The organism is Pradoshia sp., assembly GCF_051873915.1.
GTDB lineage: Bacteria > Bacillota > Bacilli > Bacillales > Pradoshiaceae > Pradoshia.
Window position 1 is genome coordinate 23960 of record NZ_JBJEFJ010000087.1, and the last position, 26702, is coordinate 50661.

A 26702-nucleotide genomic window follows, 5' to 3' on the forward strand; every position below is an offset into this window, starting at 1 on the left:
TTTTTTAATGGGGGTTTCTCCTGTAAAGCACTAAAGGGTAAAGGCGTTTAATCTGCCTTTACCTTTTTGTTCTTCTCGAGCTCGGAAACCAGCTCAAAGGCAGCATTGAGCCAGTCCTCTGCCGGAACCTTCTTTACATACAGAACCATTTTCAAGCAATTGGCTTCCATACCTAAGCCAACCATGCGGCCATACTTAGAGGCAGCCTTAAACAATAAATGTCCGTCTATTTCTTTGCTTGATTTTTCGGAGGTGAGTATGGTTACTTCATCTTTAACTTGCTTAATTGATTCTACGCCTGCGCGTATCGCCCGAATTTTCATATCGGCAATTTTGAAAAGGTAAGTAACTTCTACTGGGAATTCTCCAAAACGATCGAGCATTTCATCTCGGAGTTCATCGAGCTCCTCTTCTGTTGAAACCGCTCTGAAACGTTTATACATTTCAATTTTCTGATTTCCATCAGCTATATAAGCATCTGGAATATAGGCATCAACTTCAAGGTCAATTTCAATTGGATTATGGGTATCTTTATTTATGTCCCCTTTTCGTTCCTGAATTGCTTCTGCAAGCATCTGGGAATAAAGGTCAAATCCAACTGAGTCGATAAAGCCATGCTGCTCAGCTCCCAATAGATTACCAGCACCCCGAATGGTCAAATCCCTCATAGCTATTTTAAAGCCTGAACCCAACTCTGTAAATTCCTTTATTGCCTGCAAGCGCTTCTCTGCAACCTCAGTAAGTACTTTGTCCGGTCTGTAAGTGAAATACGCATAGGCAACCCGATTGGATCTTCCAACCCTTCCTCGCAGTTGATATAACTGGGATAAGCCCATTCTATCAGCATCATAAACAATGAGTGTATTCACATTTGGAATGTCTACACCCGTCTCAATAATGGTAGTACTTACCAACACATCTGCCTCCCCTTCAAGGAAGCTGTACATGACAGATTCAAGCTCACTTTCCGTCATTTTTCCATGTGCGACAACAATGCGGGCGTCTGGAACAAGCATAGCGAGCTCTTCTGCTTTGCGCTCAATATCCTCTACACGATTGTATAAGTAATAGACCTGCCCACCGCGAGCAAGCTCACGCTCAATGGCCTCTCGAGCGAGCAAAGCATTATATTCCATTACATAGGTCTGAACTGGGAACCTATTCTCCGGCGGCGTCTCTATAACAGACAAATCCCGTACCCCCAGCATAGACATATGCAGCGTCCTTGGAATTGGCGTAGCTGTCAAGGTCAGGACATCCACATTCGTCTTCAGCCTCTTGATCTTTTCCTTATGGGTTACACCAAAGCGCTGCTCCTCATCCACCACCAAAAGCCCAAGATCATGGTACACAATATCCTTTGAGAGCAGGCGGTGAGTACCAACTACAACATCAACGGTGCCATTCTTCAGCCCCTTTATCGTTTCATTCTGCTCCTTCCTCGTCCGGAAGCGGCTCAACAAGCCAATATTAATCGGGAATTCCTGAAATCTCTCCCGCATGGTCTCATAATGCTGTTGGGCAAGAATCGTTGTCGGCACAAGGAAGGCCACCTGTTTGCCATCAGCAATGGCTTTAAAGACCGCACGAATAGCGACCTCAGTCTTGCCATAGCCAACATCACCGCAAAGAAGGCGATCCATCGGCCGTTCTCGTTCCATATCTTTCTTGATCTCCACGATGGAGCGCAGCTGATCCTCTGTCTCCTTATAAGGGAAGGAGGCCTCGAAATCCCGCTGCATCTCCCCGTCTGGCATAAATCCATAGCCTTTTGCTGTTTCCCTTTCAGCATAGAGCTTGATTAAATCATCAGCGATATCCTGAACAGTTGATTGAACCTTGCTCTTGACACGCTTCCATTCAGCGCCTCCGAGCTTGTACATTTTAGGCTCTTTACCCTCAGAACCCACATATTTTTGAATGAGCTCTATCTGGTCTACAGGCACATAAAGCTTGTCATTGCCTTGATAACGGATATGCAGATAATCCTTATGAATGCCGTTTATCACTAAAGTCTCAATTCCAAGGAACTTCCCAATACCATGATTCACGTGAACGACATAGTCTCCAGGCTTCAGCTCGGAATAATTCTTGATTCGCTCGGCATTGGTCATCTTCTGCCTTCTTACTGATTTCCGCGTACGTTTATTAAACAGCTCTTTTTCGGTGACAATGGCTGCTTTCTGCAGCGGTAGCTCAAAGCCAGTCTGCAATTGGCCCTCCATAATTTGAATGGCGCCATCCTTAATACCGTCCTGGTCATTGACAATATCTGCCTGCATATCATAGTCATCAAGTATGCGCTCAATTCGTTTGACACGCTCAGGGTCTGTTCCCATCAGAATAACGGTATATTTACCCTTTTTCCATCTGTCAAACTCAGCCTTCAATACATTCATCTGCCCATGGAAATCCTGCATCGGCTTACAGGATATATTCACGATATTTTGCGGGCTCGTATTGGCTGCGTGACGGAGGAAGAGGGATAAATAAACAGACGGGTGCCTCCTGCGCTGCATAAGGGATGATAACGAGTGGGAAAGCATGATGTCGTGGATGATTTTCCCATCAGCTATCAAGGACGTATAGTATTCAGCCTCTTCCTTGTCTAGCTGGTCACCCATCTCCTGAATTCTTGAGACCTCATCAAAAATAACGACACTTGATTCAGGAATATAGTCTATCAAACTAGCCGGCTGATCATAGGCAAGGGAAAGGTATTGGGCCATATGTTCAAAGGTTTCCCCGCTTCTAAGCATGCTGATTTCATGTTCAATTTGCATGAGCATATTCTCTTTAGCTTGCTTATCCTTCATTTTTTTGAGGGAGTTCTCTAAGCCTTCCTCAAGACGTTCAGCAATCTTAAACAACCCTGCCTTACTCACAATGGTTTCTGTAACAGGGCTTAATGTTGCTTCCTTCACTTTTTCTAATGAACGCTGGTCCTCGACGGAAAAGGTTCGAATCGAATCAATTTCGGTATCGAATAATTCTATTCGGATAGGATTCTCCTCTGTCAGGGGAAAAATATCCATGATTCCACCCCTGAGAGAAAACTCACCGGGTGCAGTAACCATATCTGCTCTTGTATAACCAATCGCCACAAGCTTGGATAAGGCTTTATCAATCTCTATATCCTTGCCAACCTTCAGCACTAATTGACTTTCGGCCCATACCTCTGCAGGCGGAAGTAATTTTTTGATACCTGAAATAGGCGCAATAATAATGCCCTCTTTCGGTCCGTTCGACAGATAATTTAAGGTTTCAATCCTTTGTGTACGGAGCTCGGGACTTGCAATACTCAGTTCCGCAGCAATTAACTCATTCGCTGGGAACAGATAGATCTTATCCTTCTCTAATATTGAGGTTAAATCCTCGTAAATTTTTTGGGCATTCAAAAGATTAGGTGTCACAACCAACAGCGGTCTATTCGTTTGCTCATATAATCCGGCCATGAACAATGAGCGTGCTGAGCCCGATAAACCAGCAATCATCTGCTCCTTCAATCCCGCTTCAATTCCCTCCTGGATAGAGGTAATGTCTTTATTCGTTGATAATAGCTGTTGTAGTCTTTTCAACTGTCTGTCCTCCCTTCAACTGTCTTCTATATTGTTAGATTGATAGATGGTATAGGTCTTATTTAGAAACAGAAAAACGCTTTGGAGTACGCCTTCCAAAGCAAATCTCTGTCTTATTGAATTAGGTAATCAAGCAAATGGTAATCCGGCTGCTGCTCCAATGCCTCCTGACAGGATTCACAGATGGAGCGGATTTGGATAACTCCATTATCATCATAACCTATTATCTCTTCTCTTTCCTCGGCTGTTAGCACTTCAAGAACCGATTGATAATATTCCTTATGCTGTTCTTCGAGATTGCCTAAGACATGCCCGCAATGCCTGCAGTAATAGTGTAGCGCCATTCATTTACCTCCGCATCCTAATACTGTTAGTATTCACGTTTATGCCTGATTTTATTCAGAACGAGCCATATGAAGCGAGCTTACCCGTTATACGTATTCATCACCTTGAGGAATGGTTCCTTCAGCCATTGTTCACAAGCCTCTACAGACTTCCCTATTGCATCAGCCATGACCGCCTGCTCCTGCTCACCGAAGTTGGTCAGTACATAATCAGGTACTGGTATTCTTCCCTCCGGCCGTCCTATCCCTACACGGATCCGGTTAAACCCATCCCCGCCGAGATGCTGGATAGCTGATTTCATACCGTTATGGCCGCCGGCACTGCCCTTTTGTCGCAGCCGTATCTTCCCTTTCGGTAAATCTAAATCATCATAAATAATGGCAATATCCTCGAGACCGATTTTGTAAAAATTCGCCAAAGGGGCGATAGCCTCACCTGAGAGGTTCATATATGTTAACGGCTTAAGCAGCACGACTTTCTCACCTGCGACTGTGCCTACTCCGTATAAGCCATTATACTTGCTTTGATTCAATTTGATGTTCCATTTCTCAGCCAATGCATCAATAATGATGAAGCCGATATTATGACGTGTTCTTTCATATTTTGCCCCTGGATTCCCAAGGCCGACGATTAATTTCATTGTATAACACTTCCTTGTAGGTTAAACCCTTTTCATTTCCTCTTCATATTTTATACTTTTTATGGATTTAAGCAAAATAAAGTTCGCCTGTTCGCTAGGTTTTACGAATATCTTTTCTATACATATGTTGTTTTGAGGAGAGTTTGACCAAGTATTTTTGTTAAACCGCTTGGTTTTTATAAGAAACCTGTCCTTTTAGGTCTAACTCCTTCTAGGTTACCCCTATTTTCTGCGGAATGAACAGCCTTATTAGTGCGCACTCCACAGAAAACAGGATTAGCCGATAAAAAAGGGCTGCCAGACCCATGCCCGGCAACCCTGTTTGTTGACTTACAATAATCGGATACGTTATTCAGCAGGCGCCTCTTCTGGGGCCCCTTCTACAGCTCCTTCATCTGCTTCAGCTTCAACTCTAGGAGCAAGGATAGAGGCAATTACTTCATCCTCATCCTGTGTGATGGTATAGTCACCATCCTGATTCAAATCAGCAACAATGATGGTATCACCAATTTGCAGATTAGAGATGTCATATTCAATAGAGGCAGGAATCTCGTTCGGTTTCGCACTCACGGTTACTTCATGCAAGGATTGCTGAATAACACCACCCTCCTTGACACCGGCTGCTTCGCCAACAAGGTCAATACGTACATCTACTTCGAGTTCCTCGGACATGTTGACAACCAAGAAATCAGCGTGAATCATATGGCCTTTTATGCTGTCTTGCTGGTATTCACCCAGCATCACACTTTCCTTTTGACCGCCGAGGTCGAGTGCTAGTACACCATTTCTTCCGCTTTCCTTCATAGCCTTCAGGAATTCGCCCTCATCAACATATATGGGTGAAGTCGGTTTGTTATTTCCATACACGACTGCCGGGAATTTTCCGTTTTCTCTAAGCTTTCGTAATGAGGAACGTTTGAACTCTTCCCTTTTAGTTGCTTGTAATGTCATTGCCATACCACTTACACCATCCTTTTTCTATTTGAACGAGTATCCTATACCTAATCCCCTCTTTAAGACAGGTATAAACATATAGCGCGGCGATTTCTTAAATCATTTTCCATATAGGAAAAGCGGATGCTCTGACGTAAGGACTGTTAGATGAATGCAAAGAAGCCGAATGGAGGTTCCATTCAGCTTCTTTAGTATAGTATGGAGATTGCCATTTCAGTTGATCAATCGAATAGTGTACTTACAGATTGTTCTTCGTGTACACGGATGATGGCTTCACCGATAAGAGAAGCAACTGATAGATTGACGATCTTGTCAATTTGCTTTTCTTCTGGCAATGCGATTGTGTTTGTAATAACCAATTCTTTAATGTTGGAGTTTTGGATTCTCTCGATGGCAGGACCAGAGAGAACAGGGTGTGTACAGCAAGCATACACTTCTTTTGCTCCATTTTCTTTAAGAGCATTGGCAGCCAATGTAATCGTACCTGCTGTATCGATGATATCATCAATCAAAATGGCTGTTTTCCCTTCAATATTACCAACAATGTTCATAACTTCAGCTACATTTGGACGCGGACGGCGTTTGTCGATGATGGCAATCGGTGCTTTCAGACGATCTGCCATCTTACGCGCACGTGTTACACCGCCGTGGTCTGGAGATACGATAACAATATCATCCAATTCTTTTGCTTGGAAATAGTCCGCAAGAATCGGAACACCCATTAAGTGGTCGATTAGAATATCAAAGAAGCCTTGAATTTGCGGCGCGTGCAAGTCAAGTGTAATAACGCGTGTAGCCCCTGCTGTTTCAAGCAAATTGGCTACCAATTTAGCTGTGATTGGCTCACGAGCTCTAGCTTTACGATCTTGACGAGCATAGCCGTAATAAGGCATAACGATATTGATTGTTTTAGCAGATGCTCTCTTCAACGCATCAATCATGATGAGTAATTCCATTAAGTGTTCATTTACAGGAGCACTAGTGGATTGGATAACGAATACATCACATCCGCGGATACTTTCTTCAATATTGATTTGCACTTCACCATCGCTGAATTGTGATACTGTGCATTTCCCAAGTTCAACGCCAATAACATTTGCAATTTCCTCCGCTAATTGAGGATTGGAATTGAGTGAGAATACTTTTAGATTGGGATCTAAATATCGATTTGACATTTTATAATGGGCCTCCAAGACTATTTATTAATATTTAGCTTATTTACATAGTTTTCTTTATTCACTTGACGTGCACGCGCAACGGATAGCGCCTCTCCCGGAACATCCTTCGTAATGGTTGAACCAGCAGCAACATATGCACTCTTTCCTACGGTTACTGGAGCAACTAAATTGGAATTGCATCCAATGAACGCTCCATCTTCTATCCTGGTTAAGAATTTATTCTTCCCATCATAGTTAACCGTAATACTTCCGCATCCGACATTTACCTGCTCGCCAATTTCAGCATCTCCCAAATAACTTAAATGGGATGCCTTGCTGCCCTTTCCAAGAGTCGCCTTCTTCAGCTCTACGAAGTTGCCGATCTTCGCTTCATCATGAATGGCTGATTGCGGACGAATATGAGAGAAAGGACCGATTTGGACATCTGAACCTATTTGGCTATCATGAGCGACCGACTGGCGAACCACTGTGCGGTCTTTAATATCACAATCCTTGATTTCTGTGTTCGGACCGATATGACACTCGCTGCCAATTGTTGTCTTTCCTTTAATCATTGTCCCAGGGTAAACATACGTATCCGGGCCAATGACCACATCCGGGTGGATATACGTATGGTCAGGATCAATGAGCGTTACCCCATTTCTCATATGACCTTCATTGATTCGACGCTTGAGTATCGTTTCTGCCTGTGAAAGAGCAACGCGGTCATTGATGCCTAATGTTTCATCAAAGTTCGGTGTTTCAAAGGCTGAAACAATCTCTCCCTGCTGCTTCAATATCTCAATGACATCCGGCAAATAATATTCGCCCTGAGCATTTTCATTTGAAACATTCTCCAGACATTCAAACAGCAATTTATTATCAAAGCAGTAAGTGCCTGTATTGATTTCTTGAACAAGCAGCTCCTCTGGGGATGCATCTTTATGCTCAACAATCTTCTCAACCAAGCCTTCAGCATTTCGGATTACGCGTCCATAGCCGGCAGGGTTAGCCGTACGAGCAGTAAGAATAGTTGCTTTAGCTTTCTGTGCTGCATGCACATCAAGCAATGCTTCCAGTGTGTCTGCGGTAATGAGAGGGGTATCTCCGCAAATAACAAGCGTTGTTCCTTCTTCATTCCCTAATATATCTTTAGCCTGCATAACAGCATGAGCTGTGCCTAATTGTTCTGCCTGCAGGGCATATTCTGTCTTTGAACCTACTACTTCTTTAACATCTTCCGCACCATGGCCAATAATTGTTACGATCTTAGAAGCCTTAATAGAAGAAACATTGTCAATCACATGCTCTACCATCGGCTTGCCGCAAACGGGATGCAATACTTTATAAAGACTCGATTTCATTCGAGTGCCTTTTCCCGCCGCCAGTATGATTGCATTTCGGTTCGTCATGATAGCCCTCCGTTTACCTTTTTATCCATTTAAGACTATACATGAACTAATTATTCTTTTCAAGAAGGGAGGGCAAAACTGTCAATTTATTTCTGGATTCCTTGAATGGGGATTTGATTAAACTGGGGGATTTTTGGGGATATAAAAAAGAGCCTCTCAGATGGTCGGCTCTTAGATGTAGTACTTCTATTCTCTCTCTTTAATTAGGATGCTCCCGCTCCTTCTAATTCAACCTCTTCAACATCACCTACACGATGATATTCGGCAAGAACGGCTTCCTGAATCTTACCGCGTGTACCAGAATTGATTGGGTGTGCAATATCACGGAATTCTCCGTCTGGTGTACGTTTACTTGGCATAGCAACGAACAAACCATTATTGCCATCAATTACTCGGATGTCATGGACAACGAATTCATTATCCAAAGTGATGGATGCGATTGCTCTCATCCTGCCATCAGTGTTTACACGGCGTAATCTTACGTCAGTAACTTCCATAATGTCACCACCTTTTATAAAAGCGAATTACTAACTATTTCCACAAAACTATCTAATTTCCTTCTTTTATATTGAAAAATATTCAAAAAATAGATAAAAAATTTAGTTTAGGAAGAATATAGTTGGTAAAATCGCTCTATAAAAGGTCTATCATCTAGTAGAATCCGGGTGATTAGGCAAAAAAGTTTCCTTTGTTCACCTTAATCATTTTCTCTTTCACATTCACATCCGATAGCTTCATCAATGATACATACTCATCAACCAAGCGTTCCTCTGCATGCTCTGCCTCTACTAGTACAGCAATACCTGCTACTTTCGCTTCAAACTCTTCAAGCAAATTAACCATCCCGTTGACGGTTCCACCTGCCTTCATAAAGTCATCAACAATCAAGACATTGGCTTCCTTCGGCAAGCTTCTTTTCGATAGAACCATTGTTTGGATTCGTTTTGATGAGCCCGACACATAATTAATGCTGATTGTCGGCCCTTCCGTCACTAGCGAATCCCTTCGAACAATTACGACAGGCACATTTAAATACCGCGCTACAGCATAAGCGATTGGGATTCCCTTGGTGGCAACTGTCATGATGACATCAATTTCCTGATCACTGTACCGGGAAGCAATCAGCTTTCCGACATTATCAAGGATTCGAGGCTGGCCCAATATATCTGTCATATAAAGATAGCCGCCTGGAAGAAGTCTTTCCGGTGTTTCCATCATTTCGCATAATTCACCAATGATGTGAGCTGCCTCTTCAACCCCCGCACCAGGAATGTACTTCACACCGCCTGCTGCACCAGGAACCGTCAAGATCGTTCCTTTTTCCTTTAACTCAAGGGTCTCCTTAATAATCGCTAAATCCTCACTAATAGAGGACTTTGCCGACTGATATTGTTCGGAAAAGAAGGAAAGCGGTATGAGCGTTGAAGGGTGAGCCATTAAATAGGTAGTCATATCTACCAAGCGTTCACTCCTGCGTAATTTCATAAGTACCCTCCATACACGAATATTTTAATGTAATTCTATCTTATTGTACGTGTTTATTCAACCTCATTCCGATTTCCTAACAGCCGTACAGCAAAGACATTGTCACAAAATCCTCTTAATCCGTTATAAACCCGCTGCATACGGGAATCATGCTCAACAAGGCCAAACACGGTTGGGCCGCTCCCGCTCATTAATACAGCATCAGCACCGAAACGGCTCATTTGCTCCTTGATCATCCGGACCTCTGGATACATCGCTAATGTTACGCTCTCCAGCACATTCCCCATATTATTGCACATACCATCATAATCGTGTTCATAGATGGCCTGTACCATGCTCGGAATATTGGGATGGCAAACCTCATCGACTTTAAGATTTCGGTATACATCAGCTGTGGAAACACCAATTGTCGGCTTCGCTAGAATGACCCAACTGCTTGGAGGGGAGGGCAAATGCTCAATCTTTTCCCCGCGCCCTCTCGCAATAGCTGTTCCGCCATGTACGCAGAAGGCAACGTCTGACCCTATTTCTGAACCGATTTCTGCTAATTCATCCATGGATAATCCGAGACTCCACATTTTGTTCAAGCCCCTCAGTGTGGCTGCTGCATCACTGCTGCCGCCGGCAAGACCTGCTGCAACTGGGATCTGCTTATCAATCGTTATATCAACACCTGTATTAATCGAGAACCGTTTCTTAAGCAAGTCAGCAGCCTGATAGGCTAAATTCCTGCTATCATCCGGAACAAAGCGGTTATGTGAATTAATCCTGATTGTATTTCCGCTTCGCTCTGCAAGCTCGATACGATCAGCCAAATCAACATTGGTCATCACCATCTCTACTTCGTGAAAACCGTCCTCCCGCTTATATAAAACATCCAGCGCCAAGTTTATCTTAGCAGGTGCTTTCTCCATCCATTTCATTATGTTCACCTACTTTATCCTTTTGTTTCCTCCTCACATTGTACATTTTCATCGCATCAATCGCCACTATTCGCACGAAATTTTATTTCCCAGCAAAGCAAAGCCCCTGAGGACATAAAATCCCAGGGGCTCGCATCACCGCACCAAACGAGTTTGTTTTAGAAGTGAACAGGTATTAAGGTATTTCCTAAGAGCGGTTAGCTAATTGCTCCTCGGCGATTTGTATGGCCCGTTTGACCATATTTCCCGCGTCAGAAGCTTTTATGCCTCCCCAGCCTTCTTTCTGCACAACATCCCAAAACCCGAGTTCTTTCGCAAGCTCTTCTTTGAATCGTTCAGACATCATACTTCTTCTTCTGCCCAAAGCGAACAGCCCCTTTCTAATAGGTGCGGCTCTCATAGCTTTTGCCCGCTGCTTTCTCTTTATGTTGACCAAATTATAGTAAAAAAGCAGTGGACGCTTGTCCACTGCCGTTTAAGCCATTTTTCCTGATGTCTCTTCAGTAAATGTTAATTCCACTGTTTCTGTCAATACGTCTGCATAGCTGTAGGAAACTCGCTCAAAGGAGTTCTCGTCTTGATCCAATTCGACAACGAACACCGATGGATAAGTCTCAGCTAATACACCTGAACGTTCGATAGTTTTTCTTCTACCGCCATTCGCCTTGAGTAGCAACTTCTGCCCCAAATGGGAATCCAAAATTTGTTTAATATCAGTCAAACTTTTTGGCATGCTTCGTCCACCTCACTAAGATTTAGTATAGCACATTTTAAAATGACGGTCAAACAAAATAATAAATTATATCAGTGATTAAATTTGTTTGTCAACGTTTTTTATCCCAAAAATTTCTCTTTTTTTCTCTCTTTTAACATACCCTATTCGACATCCACTTATGTATGTTATTAACAAATCAAGCAAAATAAATAAGCCGCCCCATTTTGTTCGGGCGGCTCTCCTTATACGTCATTCTTAGGCACTTGGTCTTCCTTTGGGTGAAATGGCAGCCCAATTCGCAAGGCACCCTTTGATTCAACTCCTCCAAGGCCGCGTTCCCCTGTCAGTGTATTCCGTACGACATCCCATACATTGATCTGATCCATGAAGGATGTATAACTGACCTTTGCCACAATGTAAACCGGGTCTAAAGCATGGATGTTCACACGTGTGGGGGAGCTGGCGAAATTTGCCCCAGCGACAATCAATGACTCAAAATGCGATTGGCAGGCCCCGGCAAAGATTACAAGCTGATCAAGGTGGTGCACCTTCTTTCGTGCCTCTTTAACGGTCAAAACAAAATCCTTCGAGTGCCTGTAAGCACGGATATCGTCCACAGTCCCCTTTGTTTTGGAATAGGAGTCATGTCCGGTAATTACCAGAATATCGGGTCTATACCGGTCCAGCAATTCCCCTATCTTATAAGGCATCTCCTTCTCCCGGCAATGGACCCCGTGAACTGGAATACCAATTTGCTGATAGAGCTCCAAGCATTTTTTTAAATAAGCGGGATCGCCGTCTAGATGGAGCACCTTCCCGGGTATTTGAAAATAATCTGCTTGATGCCGGTATCCTTCTGTACATTCATATTCCTTCTTATGCCGCATACGCTCGAATTCCTGGGTCAGCAGGTGATTAGATTGGTCGACAAGCATATTCGTGCTTCTATCCCTCGCTGCCCGCCTCGCCTCTCCTATGGGCTCAAGGTCATCGATTGGAGCATCAGCGACAAGCCGGATGTCTTCTCCATATAAAACAGCGATATCCCTGCCCTGATGGGTGCGAAAATCAATCACACGGAAATATATATCACATTCATATGACTTTCGGCCGACGATATCATTTATCCTTACCATGAAAGCCTCACTCCACACTATGGTGACCATATCGTAACCAATGGTTTCTTCATAGGCTATGCACAATAGGACATTATGGTGAAACAAAGAAAAGCCCAGCTTTCGAGAAGCTGGGCTCTTGTCTTGTCCTTATTCCTTACTTTGTTTGAAATGGGGCAGAAGATGATTGCTCAATGCTGCAAATTCCTCAAGAGAAAGTGTTTCTCCCCGTCTGCCTGGTTCAATTCCGCTTTCCTCTAAACTCTTCACAATCCATTCCTTCTTGCTCTTCCCATCCGGAAGCTGTGATGTAAGGTTATTGAGGATTGTTTTCCTCCGCTGGGCAAAGCTCGCCCGTGTGACCATAAAGAAGAAATCTTCGTCCTTGACATCCACTGCCGGCTTTTCCCTGACAGCCAGATGAATAACAGCAGAGTCGACATTCGGCTGCGGCACGAAAACCGTCTTCGGCACAATCATGGCCACTGACGCCTCTGTATAATATTGAACGGCGATCGATAGAGAACCATACTCCTTCGAGCCTGGTTTTGCCGCCATCCGATCCGCCACTTCCTTTTGAAGCATGACCGTAATTCCGCTAAGCGGCAGCTTCTCCTCCAAGAGCTTCATGATAATCGGGGTTGTTACATAGTATGGAAGATTAGCTACGACATGCAGATCCTTCACTTGACCGGCAAACTCTTCCCCAATGACGCGTGTAACATCAGCCTTGAGGATATCTTCATGGATGACCTTCACATTCTCATACTCAGATAATGTATCCGCTAAGATAGGCAAAAGTCTTTGGTCAATCTCAAAAGCAACCACCTTCTTGCATGACTTAGCCAGCTGCTCCGTCAAAGCTCCAATTCCCGGACCAATTTCTATGGCGCCGCTCTCCTCTGTAACACCGGAATGATGCACAATATTGCGGAGAATATTTGTATCAATCAAGAAGTTCTGTCCAAGGCTTTTCTTAAAGGAAAAGCCATACTTCTCTAATATTTGCCTCGTCTTAATAGGCGTAGCGATATCTTTATTCATTTGTTTCCACTCCATTTATCTGTTCAATTGCGTGTAGAAATTCTTCCTTTGTGATTCCAAACATCTTCAGCCTTGCATATAGCTGCTTCCCATTAGCGTACCCGATATTCAGGTATTTTCCTAACCTTTCTCTCTTATCCGCCGAATCACTGCCCCCAATAAGCCCAAACATCATCAAATCCTCTTTGCTGATGACTTCGACTTGCTCCTCTTCCATCTGCTTGGCATTAGAGAGGGCTTCTCTTATGGCCTCTGGTGATGCATGCTCCACCCCGAGTCCCTTGCCCGTTTTATGAATGGCCAGATGCTTAGGCAAGAAGGCGTGCTGACAGCCTGGTACGTTTTGCGTGATGATATGGCGAATCCGCTCCCCAGGAAAATCTGGGTCCGTGAAGACGATGACACCGCGCACCTTCTGGGCGAGCCGTATTTTATCCAAGGTTTCCTCATTAATCGCAGACCCGTTTGTTTCAATCGTGTCTGCATCAAGTGCCCGCTTAATGGCAACCGTGTCATCTTTCCCTTCTACCACAATGATTTCCTTGATTTTCATTTTTCCTCCAAAAAAGCTTTCTTTTTATTCATTTAATATTTGATATATTTACGTTATTTTTGTAATATAAATGTAATAGCATAAATTTAAGCAGCAATCCTGCTTATTATAACGCAAAAAAACAGAGGACAAAAATCCTCTGTATAAATAATAACGATTTATTTATCGAAACACCTTAATTTTGACGGTTTTTACGCCCCAATTATAAGCGTCCGCCGTCGATGGTACAAATACATCAATCTTCTTGCCATTCACAGCACCGCCAGTATCTGCTGCTGTTGCATATCCGTAGCCTTCTACATACACCTTCGTACCAAGCGGGATAAAGCTTGGATCAACGGCTATGATCTTAGCATTTGGATTAGCACGCAGATTAACCCCTGTTGCCGTTTTACCGGTGCATCCGTTACAGCCGCTCGTATAAGCTGTTGCTGTGACATAATACTCCTCTGCTGACGAGGATGAAGACGCTGAAGATTTAGAAGATGTTGACACTGGTGTAACAGCCGCTTTCTTTTCCTTCGTTCCAATAGCGACGACCTCGTCAACCTTCTTCTTGACCGTTTTCTCAGAAACCAACTCTTTAGATACGGTTTTCCCGTTTTCTTTTGTTAATTCATATGTTTTACTGATTAATCCTTCTTGTCCTTCAGTTATAATTTTTTCCTTCCCCTTCTCCAGGGATGAATCCTTCTGAGTGACTGTTTCATAGCTAATTGGTTCTTCCACCACATCGGTGACCTTTTCTACCCTTGTAACGGTGACAGCTGTTTCCTCTGTCAAATGTTCAGATAAAGCTGGACTGACCCGGTCTAATTCATTCACACTTACCTGCTCACTCTTTAAAAAATCAGCGACCGTGGTCGAAGTTGACCATATTTCCCGTTCCTCGTTCCCTACCTTGAGGGCTATGGGAAATGCCGTTTCTATTTTGATATCCATATCTTTTTTGATTGCCTCATCCATGCCTTCAGATACCTTATCCTCTGCTCTGAGCTGTATGCCTTCTTCCTCAAGGAACTCACCAACTGTTTGAGAAAGCGTCCAAACGGAGGAAGTCTCCCCGTCAATTGTCAGCTCCACCTCTGTAGCCGGGTTCCAGATAACATGCAGGTCATCGCTGATCTCGGTCCCTTTTGCCAGACTAAGATAATCCTCTTTACCTACCTCAACCTCTAGTTCTTGTAGCAGTTCATTAATGGTGTCAGCATGGGTCTTGACCGTTTGCTTTTTTCCATCCAGGCTCAGTGCTACTGTTTTTTTTGTACTTTCATAAAATATAATTCCTGTTGCAAACATAAAAACAGCTGCACTTGTCATAATTAATATCGTCCTTGACGTTCGTCTCGGCCTGGAAAATAGGTTTTTCATGTATTGAATCACGAAAATTCCCCCTTTTCACTGAATGAATTATATAGATATTCTGACAACATTGTCAACCTATCTACCTTTTCTGAATACGGAACACGCTAATTTACAATACAAAAAAGGCGAAGATCCACACAATCTGTCAGGACCTTCGCCGATTGGTATTATTGGATTTTGAACAGACGGTTTGCGTTTTCTGTTGTCGCCTTTGCAACCTCTTCAAAGGACACTTCCTTCAAGTCAGCAATCTGCTCAGCAACAAGCCTCACATAGCTCGGCTCATTTCTCTTTCCGCGGTATGGATGTGGAGCCAGGTAAGGACAATCTGTCTCAATAAGCAGGCGGTCAAGCGGTACAGCCTTTGCCACTTCCTTCGGCTTTATCGCATTTTTGAATGTAACCGGACCTCCAAGTGAAATATAGAAGTTCATATCAAGGCAGCGTTTCGCTGTTTCAGGGCTTCCGCTAAAGCAATGCATGATTCCCCCAACCTCCGCTGCCCCTTCCTCTTCAAGAATAGTGACAACATCCTCCGTGGCCTCGCGATTATGAATAATAATCGGCAGATTGAGCTTCTTCGCTAATTGAATCTGGCGCCGGAAAACAACCTGCTGTACATCCTTCGGCGATTTATCCCAATGGTAGTCCAACCCGATCTCCCCAATTGCCACGACCTTTGGATGAGCAGTCAATTCCTCTATCCACTCAAGATAGCTGTCCGTTAAATCAATGGCATCAACAGGGTGCCAGCCAATGGCAGCGTACATAAAGTCATATGTATCGATCAGTTCGATTGCACGTTTAATTGTCTTTTCGTCAAATCCGACTACCACTACGCGCTCGACTCCATTCTCTCGCGCTCTTTCAATAACCTCTTCCAAATCCTCATCAAATTGATCATCGTTTAAATGAACATGTGTATCAAACAGCATCCGTTTTCTCCTTTGCAGTATAGTCTTATTCCTTCATCCATGTTTTTACCCATTCTCTTAAAAAGTTAAAGCTCGGCTAATAACTTACATAATAAAGAAAGGGATGTTTCACATGTAACATCCCCCTCCGATTATTTCTCTTATTTAACCTGCGCACCATTTGGCAGGGATTCCGCAATTGAAGCTAGTGCTAGCTGCCCGTCTTCACTTCCGGCAAGAATCATTCCTTGTGAAAGGACGCCGCGAAGCTTAACTGGCTTCAAGTTTGTCACACAAATAACCTTCTTGCCTGCTAGTTCCTCTGGTTTGTAGTATTGGGCAATGCCGGAGACAACCTGACGCTGCTCATACCCTAAATCCAATTGGAGCTTCAGAAGCTTATCAGCCTTCGGAACCGGTTCAGCACTGATGACTTGAGCTACTCTAAGCTCTACCTTCTTGAAGTCATCAATCGTAATTTCCTCGACCTCTGGTGCCTCTGGTGCCTTTTTCGCTTCCTCTGCTGCCGGCTGAGGAGCCGTACTTTGCATAGATTCCTTGATATAGGCAACCTCCTCCTCTATATCAAGACGCGGGAAGATTGGATTTCCTTTCTTCACCACTAAATCAGCGGATGGAATGCCGAAGCTTTCAAGGCTTTCCCATGTTTGCATTGCTTCCTGCTCACAATTCAGCTGTTCGAAGATTTTCTTCGGAGCCATAGTGAGGAATGGCTTAAGCATTACAGCGATTCTTCTTAAGGATTCCGCAAGGTGGGTCATGACAGATGCTAGCTCATCCACTTTAGCTTCATCCTTCGCAAGCGCCCATGGCTGTGTTTCATCAATGTATTTGTTCGTACGGCTGACAAGCTGCCATAGAGTAGACAAGGCCACAGAGAATTGCATATTCTCCATTGCTTCCTCGTACTTTTCAACTGTCTCGAGATTAGCCTGCAGCAATTGCTGGTCAAATTCCCGATCAGAGCCTTTGTAAGCCGGAATCTTGCCGTCAAAATATTTATTGATCATTGCAACTGTCCGATTCAACAGGTTTCCAAGGTCATTGGCTAAATCAAAGTTAACGCGTTCGACAAATCCCTCCGGCGTAAAGACACCGTCTGCACCGAATGGCACCTCACGCAATAAGTAGTAGCGTAAGGAATCTAGGCCATAGCGGTCAATCAAGGTAACCGGGTCTACTACATTGCCTTTAGATTTAGACATTTTTCCATCCTTCATCAATAACCATCCATGAGCGAATACCTTCTTCGGAAGCGGAAGGTCAAGTGCCATCAACATGATTGGCCAATAAATCGTATGGAAACGGACAATTTCCTTTCCGACAAGATGCACATCTGCCGGCCAGTAATTCAAGTATTTAGAATCATCATCACTGCCATATCCTAGAGCAGTAATATAGTTGGTCAATGCGTCAATCCACACATAAATGACATGCTTCGGATTACCTGGCACCTTAATGCCCCAATCAAATGTTGTTCTAGAAACAGCCAAATCCTCGAGCCCTGGTTTCAAGAAGTTATTGATCATTTCATTTTTTCGGGATTCAGGTTGGATGAAATCTGGATGCTCCTCATAGAATTGCAAAAGTCTGTCTGCATATTTGCTCATCTTGAAGAAATAAGATTCCTCTTTAACCTTCTCTACAGGACGGCCGCAATCCGGACAATTTCCATCTTCGACTTGGCGATCTGTGAAGAAGGACTCACAAGGGGTACAGTACCAGCCTTCATATTCATCAAGGTAAATATCGCCTTGGTCCAATAATTGCTTAAAGATTTTCTCTACGGCTGTTTTATGACGCTCATCAGTAGTGCGAATGAAATCATCATAAGAAATATCGAGCTTCTTCCATAGAATCTTGATATCTCGAATCATACCGTCTACATATTCCTGCGGGCTGATTCCTTTCTCTTCTGCTTTTCGCTGAATCTTCTGCCCATGCTCATCTGTCCCCGTTAAGTACATGACATCGAACCCGCGCATTCTTTTATAACGGGCCATTGCATCTCCAGCTACTGTTGTATATGCATGACCAATGTGAAGATTTCCACTTGGATAATAAATAGGGGTTGTAATGTAAAACGTATTTAATTTTTCCTTCATCTTTTTCACTCCTTAAAGGCCTGCCAATAAAGTCCTTTTACTCGAAAGGACTATTTTACATAATAGTAACATTATAAAGGAATTCCTTGATTTTTTATACAGAGGAACTCTCCAATCTCAAGAGACGAAATAAATTTCCATAAAGACAAATGGTACTGTCTGGGTGAATTAATTATACAAAATGTCCTATTCGAGTATATTGATATAATATTTTCCCTCTCGGAAAGTGTCGAAAAAAGTTTGTTTGTTCTAAATCTTATACAATTTACTGCACAATTACGGGTGTAAAAATTTCATATACTGGTTAAGATGAGGAAAAAGTAAGCCTTTTCAACTAGTTTTTTTCAAATTTCTACCCATAAACCCCACAAACTACCATTGATATAGGGACTAAAAACATTGACGGTTTTGGGAATGCTTGGTATTATGATAACATCATTAAATTTTGTCGAATAATGACGAATTTTATTAAAAAAATATTATTCTATGAGAGGAGTATTGTTATGAAATCCACTGGTATTGTACGTAAAGTAGATGAGCTTGGCCGGGTGGTTATTCCGATCGAACTTCGTCGTACTCTCGGAATCGCTGAGAAAGATGCCCTTGAAATCTATGTTGATGACGAGCGTATCATCCTCAAAAAATATAAACCAAACATGACTTGCCAAGTAACAGGTGAAGTATCTGACAGCAACTTCACTTTAGCAGACGGCAAACTAATCCTAAGCCGCGAAGGTGCTGAACAACTCCTAAAAGAAATTCAAGAAAACCTTCACGTTACAAACTCTTAATAAAAAAGCTTCCCATAACGGGGAGCCTTTTTTATGTTCTTTATTTCATTATGTCTATATGATACGCCTGATATACTTCCCTCTTCGGAATGTTTCGTTCCTTAGCTGCATGCTTGATTGCATCATTTGGCTTCATGCCCTTAGAATCAATATAATGTTCGACATGCTCCTTCAAGCTCATGTTCTCCCACCAAACGGCTTCGTCCTCCACATAATCAGTGCCCTCTACAATTAAGACAAACTCACCGCGAACCTCCTGATTATTCGCCCATTCGATTGCCTCGGCAATGGACCCGCGAATATATTCCTCAAATCGCTTCGTCAGCTCGCGTGCCAGAACTATCTGCCTGTCTCCAAGGTATTCATGCAAAAGCCCAAGCGTCTCCTTCAGACGGTGAGGGGATTCATAGAAGATGATGGCCCCATCCTTCTTCTTCAGCTCCTCAAGCTCCTTTTTCTTCTCCTTTCGGCTCCGGTTCAGGAATCCATAGAAGTAAAAAGGCTGAGGTGTGATTCCTGAGGCGATCAGGGCAGTCAAGGCTGCATTTGCACCCGGAAGTGCCACCACAGGTATTCCTTCCTCTATACAAGCTTGTACAAGCTCATAGCCCGGGTCTGAGATCGCAGGCATTCCCGCATCACTCACAAGAGCAACCACACTCCCGTTCCTGATTCTCTCTAAGATTGCTTCACCGCTTTGCTGCCTGTTATGCTCATGATAACTGATAAGCGGTGTCTGAATCTCAAAATGATTGCACAGCTTCTTCGTATTACGGGTATCCTCCGCTGCAATCACATCAGCCTCACGTAAAATTCTCACAGCGCGATAGGTCATATCCTCTAAATTGCCGATTGGTGTCGGCACTAAATACAAGGCAGGCTCCCGCTCCTGCTCAAAGCTCTTTTGGCTCTTCAACGCCATTACCTCCCATTTGCACGATCCGTTCCTTCTCGTATCTCCTCAATTGCTTGAAGCGGTATTCTGCCTGCATGGCCTCTGTCTTTGTTTCATACTCCTCGTAATAACGCAGGACCACAGGCCTTCTTGCTCGTGTATACTTAGCCCCTTTTCCCTCATTATGGGTATGGACTCTTTTCTCAATATTATTCGTGTAGCCTGCATAAAAACTACCGTCCGCACATTCAAGTACATAGAAATAATGCATATTATTCTCCATCAATTATCCGTTTTAGCTCGTCTGTATACTCATTATGATCCTGATAAACGACAAGAGGCGGCAGCAGCTTCAAATCCGGGCTCCCGCCCTTGATTCCCTCTACCAAAATGGTATTGGCCTCCCGTCCTGCCTTTGGATACACAAATTGCAGCCGCTTCGGTTCAATTCGGTATTTCCTCATTAAAGTCAGGATATCAAGAAGCCTTCCGGGCCGGTGCACAAAGGCTGCCTTCCCTCCCTGCTTCAGCAGCTGGCTGCTTACCCGGACAACATCCTCTAATGTACACATTATCTCATGTCTGGCTATAGCATAATGTTCATTATCATTCTGGATTTCCTTAGCAGGTGTCAGAAAATACGGGGGATTGCATGTAACCACATCATATTTATCATGCCCGAGAATCGGGACAATCTTATTCAAGTCCTCATGATGCATCGTAATCTGCTCGGACAAGTTATTATATTGAACACTTCTTAAAGCCATATCATGAAGTCTTTCCTGAATCTCCACCCCATGGATATGTCCCTTGGTCCTCCGGCTCAATAAGAGCGGGATCACCCCATTACCGGCACAAAGGTCCACGAGATTTCCCTTTTGAATCGGTACATAGGCGAATTTCGCAAGCAGCACTGCATCCAGAGAGAAAGAGAACACACTTGGGCTTTGAATAATCCGAAGCGGCTCTCCCAAGAGATAATCCAGGCGTTCATCATCTTTTAACATATTCAAAAACTATTCGCTCCTAACCAAATATCCTTTATAAAAATAGCCTTTCCTAAACGATAGGAAAGACTATCTTTATTTCTTATTCAAAAATGAGAGGCAAAACAGGCAATCCCCGTCCTTACGCGGACTTCCAAAATGCAAATTGCAAATATGGAAGCCTTCCTGATAAAGCCTTGCGAGGTTGTCATACCCCTCTCCAATATCCATCGGCTTATTTCCTTTCTTCTGCTTTTTTTGAGCAGAAGCAGGTTTACTCTTTTCGAGCTCAAGCAAACGGCGGCGAACATTCTCATTCTCCAATTGGAGCGTATTATTCTCCTCTAGAATCTCAGCCAAATGTTCCTTTAATTCCCCGAGCTGCTTGTACAAATCGCCGATTTGGGCCTCCATGCTGCTGACCGAATCGAATATTTCCTTTTTATTCATAACACCCACCACCTTATTAATCTGTGGCTTGAATCGTGAAGGTGCCTTCCTCCATCATCTCATCCAGCGTATATTCAACAACACGTTCTTTTCCTTGCAATTCAATCTGCATGATCTTCTCAAGGATATTCAGGCCGATAACCTTTCCTTTGCCCATTGGTGTATTGATATACTCACCAAGGTCAGGAAGCTGCTCTTTTGCACTTTCATACTCATCATTCTCATATTTCAGGCAGCACATGAGACGGCCGCACAGCCCTGAGATCTTCGTTGGATTAAGTGATAAATTTTGGTCTTTCGCCATTTTGATTGAGACTGGCTCAAAATCCCCTAAGAAGGTTGAACAGCATAACATCCGTCCGCATGGGCCGATACCGCCGAGCATTTTGGCCTCATCCCTAACGCCTATTTGCCTGAGTTCAATCCTTGTGCGGAAAATGGCCGCCAAGTCCTTAACAAGCTCACGAAAATCAACTCGTCCATCCGCTGTAAAGTAAAAAATCACCTTATTGCGGTCAAAGGTATATTCCACATCAACCAGCTTCATATCCAGCCGATGCTCTGTTACTTTTTCACTGCAAATCTGGAAAGCCTGCTGGGCAATTTCCTTATTCTCGTCTACGGTAAAGCGATCTTTCTCATCAGCAATCCGGATGACCTTTTTCAAAGGAAGGACTATATCATTTTCGCCCACTTGCTTGCGCGGAATCACAGCTTTCCCAAATTCAATGCCTCTGACGGTTTCTACAATAATATACTCATCCTTGGCTATCTCGAGCTCACCTGGGTCGAAATAATATATTTTACCCGCTTTTTTAAAGCGGACTCCTACAACATCATACAAGTGTAAACCCCTCCTGAAGGTTAAGCACAAGCTGCTCCATTAACAGCTGTGGGTTCATATTCGCCGAAAGCTTCCGTTTTGCCTCCAGTATTTCATTCATCTGATTGGCTAATCGCTTTTGCGAATGCATTATAGCCAATTGGCGGAATTGATCCTCCTTATCCTGATAAACCATTTCCTCTGGTTTATCAAGCTGAACGTAAAGGAGATCTCTGTATATATTCAAAAGAAGCAATAATCCCATTTCCATTTGCTCACGTTCTTTGAAATGAGGGAGCCAATCCTCTTGGACGACCATAATGCCATCCACTGGATTTTTTATGGCTTCAAACAATTTTACCACTATCTTTTGGGCTTGTGCAAACCACTCATCCTCATTTAAAGCTAGTCCTTCTTCGACACTATTCGTCAAACTGGCAATTAATCTAGCCTTCTTGTCTGGTACCCCTGATTGAACTAATTGCTTGCTTAGCTCCACAGGGTTTAAAGGTGTAAAGGAAATGGTCTGGCATCTGGATAAAATCGTAGAAAGCATCCGGTGGATTTGATCAGTCAGCAAGATAATGGTCGTGCCTGCATGAGGTTCCTCAAGGAACTTCAACAGGCTGTTTGCCGCAGAGGCTGTCATTTTGTGCGCGTGAGTAATAATGTAAACTTTCTTTTGAGATTCAACTGCTTTTTTCTGAAATTCTTCGTGAAGCATTTTGATCTGCTCTTTCTTGATTGAAAGGCCATCAGGTTCGATGATATGGACATCCGCATGATTCTTATGCTCGATTTTCTTACAGTTCGCGCATTCTCCGCATGGAAGATACCCCTCAATCGGCTCAAGGCAGAATAAGGACTTAGCAAGCAATATACTCGCATCCTGCTTGCCGGTGCCACGCTCCCCTTCAAATAGGTATGCATGTGCTACCCTGTCTTTTATCAGGCTGTTCTTCAGCATTGCTGCTGCTCTTGGCTGCTGGCTTGATAGCTGTTCCCATGTTTCAATCATGCTTATTTCCTCTCATCCCTTAAACTTAAAAATGATAGAACTGATCCACTGGCAGGACAAATACAGTTGCCCCTCCCACCTCTACTTCGACTGGATACGGCACATACGAATCCGCATTCCCTCCGATGGGTGAGACCGGTGACACATATTGCTCCCTCGCCTGACAATTCCTTTTAATGATTTCAAGAGCCTTATTGACCCGTATTTCCTCAGTACCAATCATAAAAGTCGTATTGCCAGATTTCAGAAACCCGCCTGTCGTGGCCAACTTAGTCGCACGGAAGTTATGGTCAACCAAGTCACTTAATAATTTTGCACTGTCCTTATCTTGTACTATTGCTACAATAAGTTTCATGGTGAACCCCCCAATCTAGAATCAATCTATTCATGTGTTTTCCTCTAAGTTGTCATCTTCATTATACCAAAGCCTGTATAAGATTAATATAAAACCTTAAAGCAGTGCTTTAAGGTTTCCTGTCAATAATTGTCTTTATTTGGTGAAGAGTTTCTTCATATACTTCCTCAATAGACCGGTCTGCATCAATGCCTTTAATGCGTGACGGGTCCTTTTCCATCAATAATTGATAGCCGTCATACACTTTCTGATGGAAGCTCAGCTCCTCTACATCAAGTCTATTTACTTCTCTATTTTTATGCTGCTCGATTCTCTCTAGTCCTTTTTTCGGCTCAATCATGAAAAATAATGTCAGCTCCGGCATAAGGTCTTCAATGGCGAACTGGTTAATCTGCCAGATTTCCTCTACCCCTATACCTCTTGCGTATCCTTGGTAAGCCAAGGAACTATCAACGAAACGGTCACAAAGGACGATTGCTCCCTTTTCAAGTGCCGGTACAACCTTCTCCATCAAATGCTGTCTGCGGGCAGCTGCATAAAGGAGTGCCTCTGTACGCGGGTCCATCGCTGTATTACTTCGATTCAGGATTACCTCTCGAATCTGTTCAGCAATGGGGATGCCCCCAGGCTCTCTCGTTAGGATAATGCTGTATCCTTCCTTCTCCAGCTGTTCAGCCACTTTTGCTATGATGGTTGTTTTTCCGGCTCCCTCAGGACCCTCCACTGTAATAAATACTCCTCGATTCAAGGCTGTACCCTCCAATATTATGTACGCTACTAGTTAGTATATCATAGGCCCCTTTTAAAGACCTGAATTTCTCCTTCTTTCAGATACATACCGCCTTGGATTTTTATCCCCTGCTCCAATAGCTTCTGGCACGCTTCAGCTACCTCCTCCGTAATCCGTTCCCCGCGCTGAATGAGCGGAATTCCGGGCGGATAAGGAATAACTGCCTCGGCAGCAATCTCCCCAATGGCGAGAGAAAGCGGTTGTCTGTCTACCTGCAGCCTCTCCATTTCCTCGTAGGATAAGGCAAGCTCACTATGTTCTCTCCTATTGACTTCATCCTGTATCAAGGCTGTATGGCGGGCTTGAGCCCCCATTCCCTCGTTCCACACTATCGACTCGATCCTTGCTATAAGCTCCTTAATGAAATATTCCTCGCCCTCCTTCAAGAGAGGGAGAACAAATAACACAAATCGGTCTGTTGAAAGCTCTGGGTAGAGGCCGGCTTCCTCAAGCTTTGCCTGCAGCTTCTGACCTGAGAGACCGCCGCGGTGGTATATCATCAGTTTAAGCGGGTCAAGCCAATCAGCATCCTCTGTTTCATATACAGCCAGCTGTTTATGACTGGCTAGATAATCCTTCAATAGCTGAATCTGCTCCTGAAGATATTGCTTATCTAACTCCCCATATCCTTCCAGATATGCCCTCGCTAAATCAAGCGACAGCATAATCGGGTAGGATGGACTACTGGACTGTAGCATCCTGACATAACGCTCCACCTGCTCGGCAGAAACCAGATTCCCTTGAATATGTAAATATGACCCCATTGTCATCGCAGGCAGTGTCTTATGGGCGGAGTGAACCACAATATCTGCCCCATGAAGAAGGGCAGAAGGCGGGAAAGGGTCACCTGCTGCGTAATGAGCACCATGAGCCTCATCAACGAGTACAGGAATATGCAAACAATGAGCTTCCTTAATGAGATCCTCAAGGTCCATAGCCATTCCATAATAATTGGGGTAAGTTAAAATGATGGCTTTCGTATCCGGGTGCCTATGTAAATATTTATTGATGACTGAAGCTGTGAGCCCAATCTCAACCCCCTCTGCATCCAGCTCCGGATGAATGAAGATAGGGTTTGCACGAGCAAGCTCCAACCCGTTCATAACAGACTTATGGCAATTCCTCTGTACCAGCACCTTTTCTCCCGGCTGGATAACCCCAAGAATCATCGCTAAATTCCCCACTGTAGAACCATTCACAAGCAGATAACTTCTATCTGTCTGATAAAAAGAGGAAAGCAATGTTTCAGCTTCTTTAATCCCCTCCTCCGGGCTATGGAGATCATCCAGACCGGTCAGCTCGGTCATATCCCAGCTCATAGCTGATTGCAGACCAGATGGCGTCCGCGGATGTACCATTGATCCATTCTTATGACCTGGGACATGTAATGATAGAGGTACTTTCCCTCTATGAGCCTCCAGCATTTCCAGAATCGGTATCTTTATTTTATCCATTTATATCAACTACCTTCCTCATCACAGCCATATAAAAAGGCTCCGTCAAAAGAAGGGGCCTGTGCTTTTTATCATTATAAGTTTTCCTATTCGGTTCGTTCAAGTGACGAACTGAAATCCTTTACGTATAAATACCGGATATATTATTCCTCCGCAGTTTCTCCACGAATTCCTGATAAACCGGCTCACTCGTATCTGTCTGAACAATCTCTCTCTCACATTCGGAACAAATGAATCCTATATGAAGCTGTAGACCTTCTGATTTCTCTTTCTCACAAATACGGCATCTGTTTTCAGACTCCTTGAACTCCTTATAGGCTGCATCAAAAATGGCCATAAATACACCTCCCACTAATCCTAGTATCACCGCTGGCAAGGCATTGTATACATGATTTTGAATTCTTTCTGTATCTTATTGTATGCCCAGAGCAGGCATACGTTGTATGTCTTAATTAGGGGTCAACATATAAAGTTTAGTGGAAGGGAGGGGTGAGGTTTTATGAGTCTGGATGTGGGCGAATGAATTCTTATTTTGAAAAAGGTGATGGGTCATCGCCCGTAATGCCTGGATTCCGCCCTTAACAAAGGTCGTTCGCCCTTAAATCTTAAAATTAGAAAAATGGAGATAAAAAAATAAAGCCGATCCATCCTCTGACCGTCAAAAATGATAAGCTGAGCTGCTTTTTAGAAGATATCTCGTTTTTTTGCCTTAAAATCTTCAAAAACCACACTATTATTAGGCTTTTTTGATTTGTCCGCATCTCTACGATACCCTGAAAACACAAAAAAACCAGCTCACTACTGAACTGGTTTC

At 43.6% G+C, this 26702-nt stretch carries 28 protein-coding genes; 1 reads left to right on the plus strand and 27 read right to left on the minus strand.

Going from position 1 to position 26702, the window contains the following annotated elements; all coding sequences use genetic code 11:
• Nucleotides 1-47: 47 nt before the first annotated feature.
• From mfd to metG, 17 genes are all read right to left on the minus strand, one after another.
• Nucleotides 48-3578 (minus strand): transcription-repair coupling factor, encoded by a 3531-nt coding sequence (mfd, locus tag ACI35L_RS08295; RefSeq protein ID WP_439802646.1) that lies wholly within the window; start codon nt 3576-3578, stop codon nt 48-50.
• Nucleotides 3579-3691: 113 nt separating this feature from the next.
• A complete protein-coding gene (locus tag ACI35L_RS08300; protein ID WP_049672606.1) occupies nt 3692-3922 on the minus strand; it encodes an anti-sigma-F factor Fin in 231 nt (76 codons plus the stop codon).
• An 80-nt stretch (nt 3923-4002) separates the two neighbouring features.
• The gene (gene pth, locus ACI35L_RS08305) at nt 4003-4563 is read right to left on the minus strand and encodes an aminoacyl-tRNA hydrolase (protein ID WP_049672607.1); all 561 of its coding nucleotides are present in this window, start codon (nt 4561-4563) and stop codon (nt 4003-4005) included.
• Nucleotides 4564-4911: 348 nt separating this feature from the next.
• Nucleotides 4912-5520 carry a 50S ribosomal protein L25/general stress protein Ctc gene (locus ACI35L_RS08310; protein ID WP_049672608.1) on the minus strand — a complete coding sequence of 203 codons (609 nt, stop codon included), beginning with the start codon at nt 5518-5520 and terminating at the stop codon, nt 4912-4914.
• Between the two features lie 218 nt (nt 5521-5738).
• Nucleotides 5739-6692, minus strand: coding sequence for a ribose-phosphate diphosphokinase (locus ACI35L_RS08315; protein ID WP_049672609.1), 954 nt, complete (start codon nt 6690-6692; stop codon nt 5739-5741).
• 20 nt (nt 6693-6712) lie between these two features.
• Entirely contained in the window at nt 6713-8086 is a 1374-nt protein-coding gene (gene glmU / locus ACI35L_RS08320) for a bifunctional UDP-N-acetylglucosamine diphosphorylase/glucosamine-1-phosphate N-acetyltransferase GlmU (RefSeq protein WP_049672610.1), read from the minus strand.
• 203 nt (nt 8087-8289) lie between these two features.
• The gene (gene spoVG, locus ACI35L_RS08325; RefSeq protein ID WP_049672611.1) at nt 8290-8583 is read right to left on the minus strand and encodes a septation regulator SpoVG; all 294 of its coding nucleotides are present in this window, start codon (nt 8581-8583) and stop codon (nt 8290-8292) included.
• 172 nt (nt 8584-8755) lie between these two features.
• Entirely contained in the window at nt 8756-9571 is an 816-nt protein-coding gene (purR, locus tag ACI35L_RS08330) for a pur operon repressor (protein WP_049672612.1), read from the minus strand.
• A gap of 53 nt (nt 9572-9624) precedes the next feature.
• Nucleotides 9625-10494, minus strand: a complete 870-nt coding sequence (ispE, locus tag ACI35L_RS08335) for a 4-(cytidine 5'-diphospho)-2-C-methyl-D-erythritol kinase (RefSeq protein WP_049672613.1) — start codon at nt 10492-10494, stop codon at nt 9625-9627.
• 187 nt (nt 10495-10681) lie between these two features.
• A complete protein-coding gene (locus ACI35L_RS08340; RefSeq protein ID WP_439802650.1) occupies nt 10682-10858 on the minus strand; it encodes a small, acid-soluble spore protein, alpha/beta type in 177 nt (58 codons plus the stop codon).
• A 111-nt stretch (nt 10859-10969) separates the two neighbouring features.
• Nucleotides 10970-11227: a biofilm formation stimulator Veg gene (gene veg / locus ACI35L_RS08345; RefSeq protein WP_049672614.1), complete on the minus strand. Its 258-nt coding sequence runs from the start codon at nt 11225-11227 to the stop codon at nt 10970-10972.
• 224 nt (nt 11228-11451) lie between these two features.
• Nucleotides 11452-12345 carry a sporulation peptidase YabG gene (yabG, locus tag ACI35L_RS08350; RefSeq protein ID WP_049672615.1) on the minus strand — a complete coding sequence of 298 codons (894 nt, stop codon included), beginning with the start codon at nt 12343-12345 and terminating at the stop codon, nt 11452-11454.
• 129 nt (nt 12346-12474) lie between these two features.
• Nucleotides 12475-13368 (minus strand): 16S rRNA (adenine(1518)-N(6)/adenine(1519)-N(6))-dimethyltransferase RsmA, encoded by an 894-nt coding sequence (rsmA, locus tag ACI35L_RS08355; protein ID WP_049672616.1) that lies wholly within the window; start codon nt 13366-13368, stop codon nt 12475-12477.
• The gene (gene rnmV, locus ACI35L_RS08360) at nt 13361-13921 is read right to left on the minus strand and encodes a ribonuclease M5 (protein WP_049672617.1); all 561 of its coding nucleotides are present in this window, start codon (nt 13919-13921) and stop codon (nt 13361-13363) included. Before rnmV ends, rsmA begins: the two co-directional genes overlap by 8 nt.
• A 162-nt stretch (nt 13922-14083) precedes the next feature.
• Complete coding sequence (locus ACI35L_RS08365) at nt 14084-15304, minus strand: ubiquitin-like domain-containing protein (RefSeq protein WP_439802647.1); 1221 nt, start codon at nt 15302-15304, stop codon at nt 14084-14086.
• A 149-nt stretch (nt 15305-15453) separates the two neighbouring features.
• Nucleotides 15454-16221 (minus strand): TatD family hydrolase, encoded by a 768-nt coding sequence (locus tag ACI35L_RS08370; protein WP_049672618.1) that lies wholly within the window; start codon nt 16219-16221, stop codon nt 15454-15456.
• Nucleotides 16222-16361: 140 nt separating this feature from the next.
• Entirely contained in the window at nt 16362-18326 is a 1965-nt protein-coding gene (gene metG, locus ACI35L_RS08375; RefSeq protein ID WP_049672619.1) for a methionine--tRNA ligase, read from the minus strand.
• Between the two features lie 503 nt (nt 18327-18829).
• Here metG and ACI35L_RS08380 point away from each other — a divergent pair.
• Nucleotides 18830-19117 (plus strand): AbrB/MazE/SpoVT family DNA-binding domain-containing protein, encoded by a 288-nt coding sequence (locus tag ACI35L_RS08380; protein WP_049672620.1) that lies wholly within the window; start codon nt 18830-18832, stop codon nt 19115-19117.
• 40 nt (nt 19118-19157) lie between these two features.
• Here ACI35L_RS08380 and rsmI read toward each other — a convergent pair whose 3' ends face one another.
• From rsmI to ACI35L_RS08430, 10 genes are all read right to left on the minus strand, one after another.
• Nucleotides 19158-20033 (minus strand): 16S rRNA (cytidine(1402)-2'-O)-methyltransferase, encoded by an 876-nt coding sequence (rsmI, locus tag ACI35L_RS08385; RefSeq protein WP_156185671.1) that lies wholly within the window; start codon nt 20031-20033, stop codon nt 19158-19160.
• Nucleotides 20011-20295, minus strand: a complete 285-nt coding sequence (locus tag ACI35L_RS08390) for a GIY-YIG nuclease family protein (protein ID WP_049672622.1) — start codon at nt 20293-20295, stop codon at nt 20011-20013. Before ACI35L_RS08390 ends, rsmI begins: the two co-directional genes overlap by 23 nt.
• Nucleotides 20285-21025 carry a tRNA1(Val) (adenine(37)-N6)-methyltransferase gene (locus tag ACI35L_RS08395; RefSeq protein WP_156185672.1) on the minus strand — a complete coding sequence of 247 codons (741 nt, stop codon included), beginning with the start codon at nt 21023-21025 and terminating at the stop codon, nt 20285-20287. The genes ACI35L_RS08390 and ACI35L_RS08395 overlap by 11 nt, the downstream gene beginning before the upstream one ends.
• Nucleotides 21026-21094: 69 nt before the next feature.
• Complete coding sequence (gene yabA / locus ACI35L_RS08400; protein WP_049672623.1) at nt 21095-21448, minus strand: DNA replication initiation control protein YabA; 354 nt, start codon at nt 21446-21448, stop codon at nt 21095-21097.
• A 16-nt stretch (nt 21449-21464) separates the two neighbouring features.
• The gene (locus ACI35L_RS08405; protein ID WP_049672624.1) at nt 21465-22292 is read right to left on the minus strand and encodes a PSP1 domain-containing protein; all 828 of its coding nucleotides are present in this window, start codon (nt 22290-22292) and stop codon (nt 21465-21467) included.
• Nucleotides 22285-23289, minus strand: a complete 1005-nt coding sequence (gene holB / locus ACI35L_RS08410; protein ID WP_049672625.1) for a DNA polymerase III subunit delta' — start codon at nt 23287-23289, stop codon at nt 22285-22287. The genes ACI35L_RS08405 and holB overlap by 8 nt, the downstream gene beginning before the upstream one ends.
• 25 nt (nt 23290-23314) lie before the next feature.
• Nucleotides 23315-23644, minus strand: a complete 330-nt coding sequence (locus ACI35L_RS08415; protein ID WP_049672626.1) for a cyclic-di-AMP receptor — start codon at nt 23642-23644, stop codon at nt 23315-23317.
• Nucleotides 23645-23753: 109 nt separating this feature from the next.
• Nucleotides 23754-24392 (minus strand): dTMP kinase, encoded by a 639-nt coding sequence (tmk, locus tag ACI35L_RS08420; RefSeq protein ID WP_049672627.1) that lies wholly within the window; start codon nt 24390-24392, stop codon nt 23754-23756.
• Between the two features lie 41 nt (nt 24393-24433).
• A complete protein-coding gene (locus tag ACI35L_RS08425; RefSeq protein ID WP_439802648.1) occupies nt 24434-25888 on the minus strand; it encodes an aminotransferase class I/II-fold pyridoxal phosphate-dependent enzyme in 1455 nt (484 codons plus the stop codon).
• 121 nt (nt 25889-26009) lie between these two features.
• Nucleotides 26010-26225, minus strand: coding sequence for a sigma factor G inhibitor Gin (locus ACI35L_RS08430; protein ID WP_439802649.1), 216 nt, complete (start codon nt 26223-26225; stop codon nt 26010-26012).
• Between the last annotated feature and the right edge of the window lie 477 nt (nt 26226-26702).

Coding starts and splice junctions, on each gene's coding strand:
- ACI35L_RS08300 (WP_049672606.1), bottom strand. CDS start 3,922: ATGGCGCTACACTATTACTGCAGGCATTGCGGGCATGTCTTAGGCAAT.
- pth (WP_049672607.1), bottom strand. CDS start 4,563: ATGAAATTAATCGTCGGCCTTGGGAATCCAGGGGCAAAATATGAAAGA.
- ACI35L_RS08310 (WP_049672608.1), bottom strand. CDS start 5,520: ATGGCAATGACATTACAAGCAACTAAAAGGGAAGAGTTCAAACGTTCC.
- ACI35L_RS08315 (WP_049672609.1), bottom strand. CDS start 6,692: ATGTCAAATCGATATTTAGATCCCAATCTAAAAGTATTCTCACTCAAT.
- glmU (WP_049672610.1), bottom strand. CDS start 8,086: ATGACGAACCGAAATGCAATCATACTGGCGGCGGGAAAAGGCACTCGA.
- spoVG (WP_049672611.1), bottom strand. CDS start 8,583: ATGGAAGTTACTGACGTAAGATTACGCCGTGTAAACACTGATGGCAGG.
- purR (WP_049672612.1), bottom strand. CDS start 9,571: ATGAAATTACGCAGGAGTGAACGCTTGGTAGATATGACTACCTATTTA.
- ispE (WP_049672613.1), bottom strand. CDS start 10,494: ATGAAATGGATGGAGAAAGCACCTGCTAAGATAAACTTGGCGCTGGAT.
- veg (WP_049672614.1), bottom strand. CDS start 11,227: ATGCCAAAAAGTTTGACTGATATTAAACAAATTTTGGATTCCCATTTG.
- yabG (WP_049672615.1), bottom strand. CDS start 12,345: ATGGTAAGGATAAATGATATCGTCGGCCGAAAGTCATATGAATGTGAT.
- rsmA (WP_049672616.1), bottom strand. CDS start 13,368: ATGAATAAAGATATCGCTACGCCTATTAAGACGAGGCAAATATTAGAG.
- rnmV (WP_049672617.1), bottom strand. CDS start 13,921: ATGAAAATCAAGGAAATCATTGTGGTAGAAGGGAAAGATGACACGGTT.
- ACI35L_RS08370 (WP_049672618.1), bottom strand. CDS start 16,221: ATGCTGTTTGATACACATGTTCATTTAAACGATGATCAATTTGATGAG.
- metG (WP_049672619.1), bottom strand. CDS start 18,326: ATGAAGGAAAAATTAAATACGTTTTACATTACAACCCCTATTTATTAT.
- ACI35L_RS08380 (WP_049672620.1), top strand. CDS start 18,830: ATGAAATCCACTGGTATTGTACGTAAAGTAGATGAGCTTGGCCGGGTG.
- ACI35L_RS08390 (WP_049672622.1), bottom strand. CDS start 20,295: ATGGAGAATAATATGCATTATTTCTATGTACTTGAATGTGCGGACGGT.
- yabA (WP_049672623.1), bottom strand. CDS start 21,448: ATGAATAAAAAGGAAATATTCGATTCGGTCAGCAGCATGGAGGCCCAA.
- holB (WP_049672625.1), bottom strand. CDS start 23,289: ATGATTGAAACATGGGAACAGCTATCAAGCCAGCAGCCAAGAGCAGCA.
- ACI35L_RS08415 (WP_049672626.1), bottom strand. CDS start 23,644: ATGAAACTTATTGTAGCAATAGTACAAGATAAGGACAGTGCAAAATTA.
- ACI35L_RS08425 (WP_439802648.1), bottom strand. CDS start 25,888: ATGGATAAAATAAAGATACCGATTCTGGAAATGCTGGAGGCTCATAGA.
- ACI35L_RS08430 (WP_439802649.1), bottom strand. CDS start 26,225: ATGGCCATTTTTGATGCAGCCTATAAGGAGTTCAAGGAGTCTGAAAAC.